This window comes from Undibacterium sp. Ji50W (genome assembly GCF_049340445.1).
Classification (GTDB): domain Bacteria; phylum Pseudomonadota; class Gammaproteobacteria; order Burkholderiales; family Burkholderiaceae_D; genus Undibacterium.
Window position 1 is genome coordinate 578562 of the sequence record NZ_JBMPOX010000001.1, and the last position, 13241, is coordinate 591802.

Below are 13241 nucleotides of genomic sequence, written 5' to 3' on the forward strand. Positions count from 1 at the left end.
TTATCTTTCAAGGACTTTGGCAACTGTATTATCATGCGATCTACCTCCTGATTCGAGAAATTTTATGCAACTAACCCACTTTACCGATCTTGGCTTGCGCGTGTTGATGTACTTGAGCCATAAGGAAAGAGTAGAACCTGTGACGATTACCGAAATTGCGACGAAATTTGCGATTTCGCGTAATCATCTGGTCAAGGTAGTGCATTTCATGGCGCAAAAAAGCTGGATCATTACCACCAGGGGTAAAGGTGGCGGCATGGCGCTGGCACAGCCTGCAAAAAATTATCGGCTTGGTACAACGATACTGGAACTGGAAGGAGAGAGTGCCTTGATTGATTGCGCCAGTCCGCCATGCGAGTTACGCGGCAATTGTCAGTTAAAGGGCATACTGGATCAGGCTTTGTCAGTCTTTTATGCCCATCTTGATACCCATACGCTGGCAGATGCAGTTGCTGGCAATACGCATGAAGCTATAGTAATGCTACACAAATTGGGTTTTGTTGATCGCTCACAAATCGGACGTGATGTGTAGATAAAGCGTGATTGAAGATTCCAGGTGATGCCATGTTTGCATCACCTGAATCCTGTTTCATCACTTGGCCAGTACCGTAGGAAGAATGGCTTCCAGTTCACTTGCCCACACTTCATAACCTTCAGCCGACAGATGCAGTTTGTCTTTGCTTAAGCCCTTCCAGTTATCGCCGGCAGCAGGAAATTTTTCTGCCAGGTTCAGATAGAAAATGTCTTTCTGATCAGCGAGTGGAACCAGCAAGCCATTCACCGTTGCCATTTTTTCTGTGGCACGGGCATTTGGTAAAATACTCAGCAAAACGACTTTGATGCCAGTGAATTTTTTCTGGGTGGCGGCAATTACCGCCTTGACGCCATCGGCTATGTCTTCTGGCGTATCGTTCTGATTATTGGTGCCTATAAGTATGACTGCCGCCTTGGGGCTGAAGGCGGATAAATCGATGTTTTCCAGACGCCAGATGGTATGTTGCGTCTTGTCTGAACCCAGTCCAAAGTCGATGGCACGTTCTTCAAAATGCTGTTTCCATACCGGTGAGCCGGCACCCCAACGCCATTGCTCGGTAATGGAGTCACCGATGAAAATCAGGTCGGCCGGACGGTTTTTCCTGAGCGTTATATAGTCATTGAAATAGATCTGGTAGTTGATTCTTGGACTGTAATTCTGGTCACTGGCAACCGTGGTCGCTTTGGCAGGCGTAGACACCGGCGCGGAACTGACCTGTGCATTGCAGAAGGACGCAACCAGAAGGGCAGACAAAAGTAAACGTTTCATGATGTGCTCGTAAATGAGTGAAGTTCGGAATGAAGTCCGGAATGCAATTTGTCAGAAAAAAAGCTTTACTCTGCTTGCGGCGATATGACGCCAGCCTTGAGTGAAAAATAATTGTTCAATCCATTTTTGGATAAGCCCTTGATACCGGCAACGACAGATTCTGCATTGATTTTGGCACCGGCAATATTGGTGTGGGTACGCTGGTCGCTAAACAGGGTTTCCACTTTTTCCTTGCCCAGGGCATCATAGGTCTTGCCAGTGATTGCGGTGACGTCAATCAGGGGCACTTGCGTTTCTTTGGCAACAGCACTTGCCAGTTTGCGGTGTTCAGCAAAATCATTGGCCCATTCTTTATGCGGTACCGGTGTGGCAAGGATGACAGAAATACCCTTGGCTCTGGCGTCCTGTATGTACTTCTTCAAATACCAGCCATAGCTGTGCACGACCTCGATGCTGCCATCGGGTTTGGTGATATTTTCAGTTTCTTCACCAGCGCTGCGTATGCTGCCACGGAACTTGCCTTTGACATCCAGTGGGCCGACATCATTGTGCCCAAACTGCACCAGCACAAAATCACCGGCTTTCATTTCACCCAGCACTTTATCCCAGCGACCTTCTTGTATGTAGGTGCGGCTGCTGCGGCCACCAATCGCACGGTTGATGACATTGATCTTGCTCAAGTCAAAGTAGGGTGCTATTTCATCGGCCCAGCCACGCATGGGCGCATCACTGCGGGCAGTGGAATCACCAACGATAAAGAAAGAGGGCAGTTTGGGATCAATCGCCTGCTTGGCTACCTGCTTGGTTTCTTCGACTACCGGCCTGTCGTCTTCCTTGCTGGCCTGCGCCGAGGCCAGACCAGCGACGGCGAAGAGGAGTAAAAACTGCACGGCTTTGCGCCAGGATAAGACAAGTATATTGCTAGTGATCATAAAAACCTCTTTGTAGACAATGGAGCAGCAAACATACGGATATGGTCCGGCATCAAAGACTTAACTGCCATCCGGCTTTTTGATACTGACCATGGCCGGGCTGGCCGGAATGGAAAATGATTCTGGCGCATCGGGTTTGGCAGGGTCAAAACTGTCTACCCCGGCGAGGATGGATTTCGCCAGAGGCAATTTGGCTTGCCGCACAGCCTCCACGATGCACCTGGCCAGTTCATAAGCGCCGTAGGCATTGTGATGCGTACCGTCGCCCGGTTTAAATGCCAGCAAGGATTTTTCTGGCCCCAGGGCTTCATAAAAGACCTTGCTCATGGCATGCAGATCGATCAACGGCAGGCTTTCTTCTTTGGCCACTTCACGAACGGCATCCGGATAGCCCTTGTGTGAATTGGTGATGACTCCACCTTCAAATGTACGGCGTTGCACCTGGGTGACCAGTATCACTTGGACATGCTTTTCGGCCAGCGCTGCGGTATACATTTTGAGATTGTTTTTGTAGGTCGCTACGTCCACCGCCTTCATGTCATTGTGTCCAAATTGAATGAACACATAGTCGTAAGGCTTGACCAGACCGAGTACTTTGTCCAGCCGGCGTGCTGATTTGGAAGAAGCCAGGGATTCACCAGATTGCGCATAATTGGCGACACTGACATCTGATGCAAAAAAGCGCGGAAGCATCTGCCCCCAACTGGCGTAAGGTTCGCCTGGCTGGTCGGTGACGGTAGAGTCGCCCAGCAAATACAGGGTAGGCAGATTGTCTACACGTTCGATATCGATGGCATCTACGCTAGGGCGCGGGCCATTGAATTCCAGTGTCAGTTTGTCATCCCAGGTAAATTGTTCTTCCCCGGTTTCGCGTGGTTTCAGTTTGACTTCGCCACCACCAGCAATACCCGGGCGGCGTACGTTGACGACGAAGCTTCTTTCTATACGTTCACCTTTTTTGGTTTGGGCTTTCTCCAGCATCAGGCGACGGGTTTCTGCTTTGACGGTGGTTTCAGATGCTTCGTCGGCATCACCCAGCGTGAGTTTGACGCGATAATTACCCTCCGGCACAGCAACGGAAAACAGGAAGGGTTTGGCACTGCTGACGCCATTGCTTGTTGTCGTGACCTGGGCGCCATTTTCAAAGCCATATCCAGCTTCTGCCGAATACAAGGCATCCGTCTTCACCGCAGTGGACTTTGTCCTTGGTTTCGCGCTGAAATCAAATGAATATGTTTGTGCATGGAGTGCATTGCTGAAGGCGACGCTACTAAGAAAAACAAACAGACTGAAAGTAGGCAATTTTTTCATGGAGCTCAGATCAGGAAATGGATACAGCAATAAAAAATACCTGCAAATTATTCACGCATTTTAGGGCAGCCATGTAGCAAAGTGTGTCACCCAGGAAAACAATCAATGCTGTGATTGGCATCAAATCAACATCCAACGAAAACGACCTGGCGACAGGGATCGACAGGCCGTTGATTGCTGTGCCGCAGCAAAGGGGTATCAGGGTTGTCCGGGTGGAGGGCGACGCATTTCCTGACGGTTATTTCCAGCGCCACCAGTCGTAACGCCACCAAAGCGATACGACAGACCAATATAAATCAGGCGACCGTCATAGCGGCGGATATTGCGTTCTTTAAGTGTGTCTGTATCGACGATGGTCTCTATTTTGTTGGAATTGAATACGTCAGTGACATTCAACACCAGATTCAGGCTGGGCGTAATCGTGTGGCGCAGGCTGAAATTGGCGGTGGAGTTGGGTTGGCGATAGCCTTCGCCAGACAGCGTTTTTCCTTGGGCATTCAGGCTGACTTGCAACTGATCCTGTTCGGTCAACTGGTAATTGAAACGCCCACGCAGGCTTAAGGATGATGCCGAACGCGTGATTTCCTGGCTGCTTGCAGTCTGGATTTCCTGACCGTTTGCATTCAAGATTCTTGGGCCAGTTGTAGTCAGGATTTTTTGTTCGATAAACAAGAGGTTGCCGCTGGTATTGATGGAAAGCTTGGGCGTTAACTTACCACTGAGTGTGAACTCGATACCGCTGGAATGATTGCCACCACCGTTTTCCAATGTCGTCAGAACGACAGTGTCGCTGATGGGGATTCTACGAGACAAAATACTGTCGCTTTCTGTGCGATAGTAACCGCGTATATTCATATCCAGCCCGATAACCCTGGTTTCATAGGCCAGTTCAAAAGAATCTGTCTGTGCCGGTTTCAATTTTGGGTTGCCACTTGATTCATTGAAATCATCGCGATAGACGACGAAAGGGTTGAGCTCATTGGCATTGGCGCGGCGTATACGATGGGCATAGCTGAAACGTATGGTGGTATCGTCACTGGCCTTGTAACTGGCAAAGAAGCTGGGAATATAGTTAATGTAGTGATTGGTCGCCTCAATTTGCGCCGTTAATTGCTGGATATCGATATGTGTATATTCGGTTCTCAAGCCTGCCAATACGCCCCATTTTTCGTTCAGGCGCAATTGATATGATCCGTACAGGGCGATATTGGCCTCATCAAGATTGTAGCTATTGGTTCGCGATGGATTAAGAGTGGATGCGTTACTGATGGGATCGATATTAAAATAGCTGGTATCAAATTCGCTTTTGTTGTTGGCTATTTTATAGCCCATTTTCAACAGGCCCTGATCATCTGGACGTTCATAGTCGCCGGTAAAGTCAGCGATCTTGATATTGTTGGCATTATTTTGCTTGCTGTGTACGTCGGGAAAAGCACCGGGATTGATCGCATACACGTTGGAATACGCGTTGGAACTGGCGTTGTCCGACCCTGAAACGCGCAAGTCCACCCGCATGATTTCGCCGTTGATATCACCCTTGTGGTCATAGCGCCCCCCCCAGCTGTAGTTGGTGCTTTCGCCACCGCGCTGGGTAGAGCGCACATAGTCACTATTGATTTGGCCAAAGTTCAGGTAATGATCTGTCGATTTCTGGTCATTGTTGCGTCTGGCATAGGAAAAATTGGCAGCCAGCGTGTCCTTGGTGCCGATGTTGTATGTGATCGCGCTATTGATGCCAGAAGAATTATTCAGACCGGCAGAACTGGATGTCTGAGTGCTGTGCTGATCAGGATTAATCAGGTCGCGGACGACCTCACCGACTGAATTTCTACCGTCGTGGCGGAAGTTGACACCACCCTGTATGCCAAACGGGCCTTCATGATAACTGCCAGATACGGCGCTGTTGTAGCGACCTGCCGATCCAACATTGGCATTAACCACACCGTAGCCACCGGGCTGGCGATTGCGTCGCATGACCAGGTTGAGGATAGGTCCGCCACCACCTTCGTTGCCAAACTGCGCGCCGGGATTATTGATCACTTCTATAGATTCAATGTCGTGTGAAGGCATGGCATTCAGTGATGCGCCGCGGTTATCACCCTGCATCATGGCGGACGGTTTGCCATCGATCAGGATTTGTACTTTGGTGCTGCCGCGCAGGCTGACGGTGCCATCCGGGTCAACCGACACGGACGGGATGTTGTTGAGTGCATCGGCGGCTGTACCGTTGGTGCTGGCAACATCCGATTTAATGTCATACACCTGGCGATCTATACGATTGCTGGGACGTTCTCCCTGCACGGTCACGGATGGTGGTTCGGCACTACCGTTGGCTGGCACTTCAGGTGTTGCAGGTTTTGTCTCGGCTTTGCTGACTGCGCCTGTTTTGCTGTCGGTCTCTTCCGGTTTTGTTTCCGCAGGCTTGGCTGGTGCGGTGGGGTTAGCTGCTTTGGCTGGTGTTACTGCTGTTGCCGACGTGACGGGTGCAGCTGGCTTGTCCGGGGTTTGGGCATAAGCAGTTTGCCCCATGCAAAAGGCTTCTGTGATCAGTGCACCCAATACCAGATTGCGCGTGGTCTTGCCACTATGGCAGACAAATTGCGTTACAGTTGCTGTGCATATTTTTTTGCGGTGTGTTGTCATGATTTAGGTTTAGTTAAACACCAATGAATGAAATTGCCAACACTATGACGTAAAAATCTTTGCGCAGTTCAACTTGGTTTGTATCAGTTTGTTGTCAGAAGTTGGGCTTGCCTCATTTGTTCAATCATTGTCGGTAGCATCCATTTTTTTCAGGTCCGCCATCGAAGGAATATAGTCACCAATCAATGCCAGATTCTGTATCGCAGCCAAGCCCCATTGCGCGGTGTCGTTGGTACTGATCCATGGCACTTCATCGACAGGATTAAGGCTGTCGACACCCTGTACACGTATGGTTTTCAGCAATGGGCCGGGTACGCCACGGTTGCCAAAGAACTCGCGCCATGCGCGTTGTGCCAATGCTGGGTTTTTGTTTTTCCAGGAGACGTAGGCAGTGAGCCTGGAATGACCGTTACGTAAAGCATTACCCGCACCATGCGGCATACCCAAAGCATTAATCTGTTCCTGTTTGCCAGCATTAAAGAGTTCACAATACTGTAACCACGCCTGCACAAACTTGGGTTCGTCAGTCAGGGTCACCAGTTCAGCAAAGATTTCTACTGCACCAAAGACGGCATTCAAGTGGCTGGCTGACGCCCGGTTGCCGAAGACATTGATCAGATGGCTGGTGTCCGCGTCGTAGGCAAAGCTGTTGCCATTGAAAAAGCCGTGCGGCATTCCTGCAATATCGCGCATGCCTGTCAATATCTTGTTGCGGTACTTGATGTCGCCGCTGCGTTCCCATTCGGTCAGCCAGTTGCCTGCGAGCGAACCCCAGTCTGTGCCGAAGCCGGCATGCGCCTTGATTTTGCTGATATCCTCTTTGGGTTTGAGCTTGCGTGCCGGATCCGTGGTTTCCAGTTTTTTGTCGGCATCTATCAGTGAATGCATGATGTCGCCTATGCGTTCATCTGCCGTCAGGTAATAATAAAAACGGCGATATACGGCGGCACTGATGCGCAACTGTTTTGCACTACAACCCCAGTGCTGGACATTATGACGTGAACCCAGGCCGGCAAACTGGCCCAGGTGATGGGTGTCGACTTCACTGGTATGACGAACCATGGCTTCGGCAAAGCGGAAGATGTCTGCCCGCCCGGTGCGCAGGAAAGAGTACCAAAGCCACAGGTCGGGGGACAGTTCGGAATTGTCCCAGGCAAAACCGCCGACGTCGTAACGCCATTCATGCCGGTCCAGATCATAGGTATGGCGGATATCGCCATAATCCCAGAAGCCATACCAATGGCGCTGTTCGACTTGGTCCTTGTAAAAATTGAAGCGGAAATCGAGTTGATCTTCGAGTGCAGCTTTGACTGGATGCGAGCGATCAGGCAAGCTCCACAGCCCGCCAAACACGCCAGTCGCCAGGAAATGACTGGGCTTCGCCACCAGTTGTGGCGGCGTCTGTATGGCATCGGCAAACTGCACCAGCTTTTCCCTTGAAGGGGTGGCGGCACATACCCACAAGGTGATTTCGCTGCTGCGGGCCACACCCATGGGGCTGCCAAATCCTTTTTCATAATCTTCGTAGGTGATTTCCAGGCCTTCACGTTCCTGGTCATGGGTTTCCATACCCATGCCGTCATGATAAAAGCGTAAGTCCATGGCCGGGGCATCCGGCGACCACATCCAGACAGTGACCTGGGCTGTGTCGGTATGGGCCTGACGGATATCCAGCTGGGTAGGATGACGTTGCCAGAAATCGCGCAAGCCAAAAGCGATTCCGCCACTGACACCGCCAATGTAGCCGGTGCCGGGCGATCTGTGCCCCCAGGCTGCTTCTACCCAGCCATAGCCGGATTTGGTACGTTTGCGTATCTTGAAACCGTCTGCTGATTGTTGAGACAGGGTGTAATCACCCCATGCCGGTACCAGGTGGATCAGGCGCTGTATCACTTCAGGGAATTGTGTCAGCGGCGGACACGCCAGTCCGGCCAACTGGGCATTGCGTACCTCCGGGCCAGGGTCACGCCGCAGGCCTGTCATATTGCGTACGCCTTCTGCCCACAAGCCAGTGTTTTCACCGGCAAATCGGACATGCCTGTCATGCAGTTCATCACGCATGGCGACATCGAAGCGCAAGCCTATACCACGCAAGAAGTCACGCTGTTCATCACCATCATAAACAAAGCTGTGCATGACGCGTATGGTATCTGCACCGGCATAGAAATACAGCCTGACCACGAAAGGCAGCCATGCGCGGTTGGCATCCTTATGCATGCCTTCGACCTTCAATACGGCGCGTACCGGGCCATTTTGCTCAAGACTGACCTGACTGATATTGCTGATGTAATTGTGCTGGCGGGTAGTACCGCTTTCACCATCAGGCTGATCATCGGTGACGACGACCAGGTGGCCGTTGCGCATGATTTCTTTGCCATTACGTTGCACGCTGCGGATAAACTGCGCCCCCTGAGTGGCAACCTCACAAGTCATTATGCCGGTATCAATCACAAACCCATCTTTGCTTTGCTTGACGCTGACGATTTTTTCAGATGGCAAGGTGCTTGTCGCTACTGGTTTGACCAGCAATTCCGAACCCAGGCTGACGCCGGCGGCCACTGCATGGGCAGTCCACTTCAAGGAGCCATCTGGCCAGTATGCCAAGGGCCAGCTTTGGGTAGGCAAGTCTTTGCCATCCTGATTGATCAATTGAAATTGCTGGCTTTTAGCGATCTTGCCGCGCGGCCAGGGCACGCCAACCGTGGTGCCTGTCAGTACCTGCGGGGCTTTGGCTTCCAGCCAGTTCAGGCGTATGAACTCATCTGCTTTGACTGCAGTACCGGCATCGCCCGCAGACAGATTCTGTGCTTGCAGGGAAGGTATTTGGCTGGCAAGTGCCGTGGCTGCCGTTGTTTTGATGAAACTGCGACGCGTTAATTTAAACATTATTCGTTACTTTGCATGTTTGAAAATATCTTTAGTCGGATGTGGCGTAATGGGCCGCACTACACGATAAACGCTCAAAAGTGAAGCCGTGTTTATGCCATGATGGATTTTCTTAAGTACGGGCTCTCGGGTGTCATCAGCGTTGCAGATTGGCCGGGCTAGGTACAAGCTCCAGCGGTACACCGCCACGTGCCGCGCGTATCTTGACCAATTCCAGTGGTTCCAGGGCATTCTCAGCCTTGCCATCGGTGCTGACTGCCAGTGAAAGCGTATTTTCACCATTTGGATTCAATATGCCCGGCGGCAGGATGAAAAGACGTTGCGGACCTATATGGGAAATGAAATTCCCCATGTTCCAGCCATTGACAAAAATCAGCACACGATTTCTGCGGTCAGAACGCGGCTGGCTGGTGTCACCTATGGCAAGGCCCAGTTGCACATCATGGCCGGCCGGCATATCCAGGGTGAAATTGGTACGCAGCCAGTAAGTACCGGCGGCAGGTGGCGCTGCATCCGGGCTGGCATTTTCCCAGCCGCTGTCATTTGGCTTGGAATCTGGCTTGGTGCTGACCGGCAAATACCAGCCTGCACGTTCACCATAAAGACCACCGTTATTCAAGGGGCCGCGCACCAGGTCAGCAATTTCTTCCCCGCCTTTATTACCCTGGATTTTCCAGCTAATTGGTGTGGCAAATTTTTCTTGGATGTCATGCGTCAGTGATACGCTGATCAAGCCACGCGCCACTTTATGTTCATCATCTGCCGCCAGGTCCCAGTTGTGGGAATTATTTCTGACCATGACGGACAGTACATGTTCGCCAGTGCTTAATGCCACAGCAGGCAGCTTGAAGCTGGCAGTGCCCCAGTTGTCTGGTTTGGGTTTTCCGGTTGGCATTTCATTTTCACCGATGTAGACCCCATCCAGCCATAGCTGCATGAAACCTGCACCGCCGCCGCCATAGCTGATTTCTAATTGTTCAGGCAATGGTTTGCCGGCCTGGACCTTGAAGTAACCGCGATACCAGACATCACCGTGGTGAAAACCGTAATCACTCATGCTGAGTATGGGTTGGCCGGCAGGTGGTGTGGTCTTGACGGTGGCGGCAGTGGTGGTCAGGTCCGTTCTGCGCCATTTGCTGTCGTCAAAGACTTTGGCAGCCTCGGGCGAATCCATACGACGCATCCATGTCTGCTGCATCAGTTTTGGTAAAACAATGTCGGCCGGACCGGTCAGTGGTTCACTCGACAAACTGCCATCTGCATTTTTGCTGCTGGCGATGGCGACTGTATTCCAGGTGATTTGGGTGATGGCTTTCGGTGCCCATACATCCAGCATGCTACTTTGTTGGGTATCACCGCTCAGATGCAAGGTATTGCCTTGCACGCTGGCCTGGCGCACCAGTGCTGGTGAACGTTCAAGGACAGCGCCCTGAGCGGTTTCCTGACGCCAGAAGTTGCGGCCGGTTTCGTCATCTGCCAGCAAAAGCAGCAAATCTGCTTTGCCGCCACCACTGATGCGCACGCGTATCAGATCCTTGTGTACATAATTCAAGCGCAGATCGCCGGTTTTCTGGTCAAATACGACATTGACTGCACCTTCCAATACCTCAACCCTGGGTGCAGATTGATAACGCAGTACAGTTTCGCCATCTTCACCCTTGCGGCCATACAACAGGGCGATATCACGTTCATCCTGTTGCAGGTGGGTCTGGGTATCTGATGTGGTGTAGACCAGGTGCTGGCGTTCCAGGGTGTAGTCTGACAACAGCAGTTTGACATTCTGGTCCTTGATGCGCAGGCTGCCTGCCTGCGGTATCTGGTAGCTGCCATCACGGGTAGTGAGCTTGAAGCTGAACAATTCTTCTGTGGTGGAATCGGTCTTGGCATGGATGGCGAAAATCAGGTGCGCGCCATTGGCTGGACTGATATTGTGATACAGCTTGACCGCAGGATTGGACGCAGCGACCGCTTCGCCTTTATCCATGGCACTCAGCACAGATTTGGCAGCATCGACAAAATGCCCCATCTGCTTCAGTGTCAGGGCTTTTTCGCGCAAGCCACGGCCTTCGTCGATTGCTGCGCCATAATCGTAGGATGTATACACGACCTGCGCTGGCAGCCAGCCCCATGATGTACCGCCATACATCATGTAGATGGAATGGATGGAAATGCCATTGATCAAATTTGCGCCATAAAACGTGCGTACATAATTTGATCCGGTGCGCTGCGCGGTACAGTCATAGGTACCGACGCTGCCCCAGAAATCAAACCAGCCGCCCCCCATTTCTGCCGCAAAGCCTGGTGTATTCGGCGAGGCGAGGGCGCCAATCTTGACTGGCCCGGTTCCGGTATTGGCAGGGATTTCACCATACATACCCCAGTTGGGAACGACATTCGGCTTGCCAATTTCTTTGGTATTGGTGCAGCCACCACCGGGATAACCGTCAAAGCTGTACAAATCGGTGGGGCCGGGCACGGCATAGGGGGCACTGGAATTGGGTGGCGTCCAGTTAGGCAGACGACCAGCAGAATTGTGAAACAGCGGCACGCTGATACCATCCGCCCTGGCTTTGTCTGCCAGATGCTGCATATAACGTTTGTGCGTATCCGAGGTATTTGATAATTCGTTTTCCAACTGATAGGCAATCACGGTGCCACCACCGGTGGTGATTTGATGACGGCCGATAATCGAGTCAATCTGGGTCAGCCATTCGTCTGCAGATTGCATGTATTCGGCTGCATCGGTACGGGCAATTGCCTTTTGCCGGGCCAGGTAACCGGGGAAACCGCCGCGTGTCAGTTCTGCATTCACATAGGGGCCAGGGCGGGCAATGACGTACATGCCTTCCTGTTCCGCCATTTCTATCGCCAGTTCTACATTGCGTATGCTGGAAAAATCATATTGATTCGGGCGGGATGAGTGATAACCCCAGTCAAAGTAAATCGCCACAGTGTTGAGACCAGTGGCTTTCATTTTTTGTATGACGTCACGCCACAGTGAAGGATTGGGCAGCCGGAAAGGATGGAATTCACCGGCCCAGATCATTTCCCTTTTGCCGTCTATCATCAGTGAGTATTTATCCCAGGTGATCTTCCTGGCCGGGGCTTTGGCAGCGGTGGCCTGTTCCAGCAGCTTGGTGGGTTCGCTGATGACGGTGAAATGGCGTACCGCACCCGATACGCCACCCAGTTCCTGTTTTGCTGTCCAGGTTTTGAAATTGTCCTTGCTGTCTGAATACCAGTAATGCTTGGTCGTATAATCATCAAAGTAAATACGCCAGCCGCCATTTTTCAGTTTGACCAGTGCCTGACCTTCAGACGGCTTGCCCCAGCCTGCCCAGTCGCCAGTTTTTTCCACTTTCCATGGACCAGCAAGGGCAGGGGCGGTTGCCATTTCTATGTACTTGCTGGTTTCATTTTTAGTGAAGACCACATAGCGCGACCCGTCCTTGATGGGGAAGGTATCAATGTAATTATTTTGCAGGCCTGCCATGACCTGGGCTTGCGAGAAATTGGCATAAGTCTTGTCTAGCGCATGCAGGACATACGCACCAAAAGGCCCCTTGGTGCCCTGTGTTGATACTGACACGACTATGTGGACCGAGCCATCTGTGTCGGTAAACCACTCAGGAGCCCAGACATTGCTGACTTTGACATTGGTATTGGCGTCTGGCAGTTGCAGGCGCACATCACGTACATGCTGCCAGTGGCGCAGGTCGCTGCTTTTGGCCACGCCAAAAGTATCGCCAGCCCAGCCAGTAGTGTAAATCACATAATAGTAACCATCATCTGCATGCAAAATGGATGGATCGCGCAGCAGGCCCTGTGGCGGCGTATACGCTTCTGAGGCAAGTGGTGCAAAGCTGGTGCCGTCGTAAGAAGTAAACAGGCTGAGCTTGTTTTGTGAAGTAGAGGGAAAGGCCGACATCAAAAAGCTGGTGTCACCCTTCAACGGGACCACTTTTGGGTTGGCATTTGGTGGAGCAACGGTACTATTGGTCTGTACCTTGTTGGTACTGGTCAGCCCGAAACTGTCCATCAGGGCGTCACCGGTGACGGGGGGATTTTGTGGTGGCGCAGTATTTTGTGTCTGTGCGTGTACCAGGCTTACGCTGCATGTCAATGCCAGCATAGCCAATCCGGATCGTACTACTGAGTTCATCATT

General features: G+C 51.7%; 7 protein-coding genes. 1 reads left to right on the plus strand and 6 read right to left on the minus strand.

The window, feature by feature from the left end; genetic code table 11:
• The first annotated feature begins 64 nt into the window (after positions 1–64).
• Positions 65–532, plus strand: a complete 468-nt coding sequence (locus tag ACO0K9_RS02720) for an Rrf2 family transcriptional regulator (protein ID WP_422981500.1) — start codon at positions 65–67, stop codon at positions 530–532.
• 60 nt (positions 533–592) lie between these two features.
• On the opposite strand, the gene ACO0K9_RS02725 is transcribed toward ACO0K9_RS02720, so the two are convergent.
• The 6 genes from ACO0K9_RS02725 to ACO0K9_RS02750 all read right to left on the minus strand — a co-directional run bounded on the left by ACO0K9_RS02725 (position 593) and on the right by ACO0K9_RS02750 (position 13237).
• Positions 593–1303, minus strand: coding sequence for a GDSL-type esterase/lipase family protein (locus ACO0K9_RS02725; protein ID WP_422981502.1), 711 nt, complete (start codon positions 1301–1303; stop codon positions 593–595).
• A 65-nt stretch (positions 1304–1368) separates the two neighbouring features.
• Positions 1369–2235, minus strand: coding sequence for a rhamnogalacturonan acetylesterase (locus ACO0K9_RS02730; RefSeq protein WP_422981504.1), 867 nt, complete (start codon positions 2233–2235; stop codon positions 1369–1371).
• A 60-nt stretch (positions 2236–2295) separates the two neighbouring features.
• Positions 2296–3546, minus strand: coding sequence for a rhamnogalacturonan acetylesterase (locus tag ACO0K9_RS02735; protein WP_422981506.1), 1251 nt, complete (start codon positions 3544–3546; stop codon positions 2296–2298).
• A 198-nt stretch (positions 3547–3744) separates the two neighbouring features.
• A complete protein-coding gene (locus ACO0K9_RS02740) occupies positions 3745–6189 on the minus strand; it encodes a TonB-dependent receptor domain-containing protein (protein WP_422981508.1) in 2445 nt (814 codons plus the stop codon).
• Positions 6190–6309: 120 nt separating this feature from the next.
• Positions 6310–9075: a Tat pathway signal sequence domain protein gene (locus tag ACO0K9_RS02745; RefSeq protein ID WP_422981510.1), complete on the minus strand. Its 2766-nt coding sequence runs from the start codon at positions 9073–9075 to the stop codon at positions 6310–6312.
• Positions 9076–9211: 136 nt separating this feature from the next.
• Complete coding sequence (locus ACO0K9_RS02750) at positions 9212–13237, minus strand: beta-galactosidase (protein WP_422981512.1); 4026 nt, start codon at positions 13235–13237, stop codon at positions 9212–9214.
• Between the last annotated feature and the right edge of the window lie 4 nt (positions 13238–13241).

Bases quoted from the DNA above. Each gene is read 5' to 3' on its own strand.
- ACO0K9_RS02740 (WP_422981508.1), bottom strand. From the start codon at position 6,189: ATGACAACACACCGCAAAAAAATATGCACAGCAACTGTAACGCAATTT.
- ACO0K9_RS02730 (WP_422981504.1), bottom strand. From the start codon at position 2,235: ATGATCACTAGCAATATACTTGTCTTATCCTGGCGCAAAGCCGTGCAG.
- ACO0K9_RS02750 (WP_422981512.1), bottom strand. From the start codon at position 13,237: ATGAACTCAGTAGTACGATCCGGATTGGCTATGCTGGCATTGACATGC.
- ACO0K9_RS02745 (WP_422981510.1), bottom strand. From the start codon at position 9,075: ATGTTTAAATTAACGCGTCGCAGTTTCATCAAAACAACGGCAGCCACG.
- ACO0K9_RS02735 (WP_422981506.1), bottom strand. From the start codon at position 3,546: ATGAAAAAATTGCCTACTTTCAGTCTGTTTGTTTTTCTTAGTAGCGTC.
- ACO0K9_RS02725 (WP_422981502.1), bottom strand. From the start codon at position 1,303: ATGAAACGTTTACTTTTGTCTGCCCTTCTGGTTGCGTCCTTCTGCAAT.
- ACO0K9_RS02720 (WP_422981500.1), top strand. From the start codon at position 65: ATGCAACTAACCCACTTTACCGATCTTGGCTTGCGCGTGTTGATGTAC.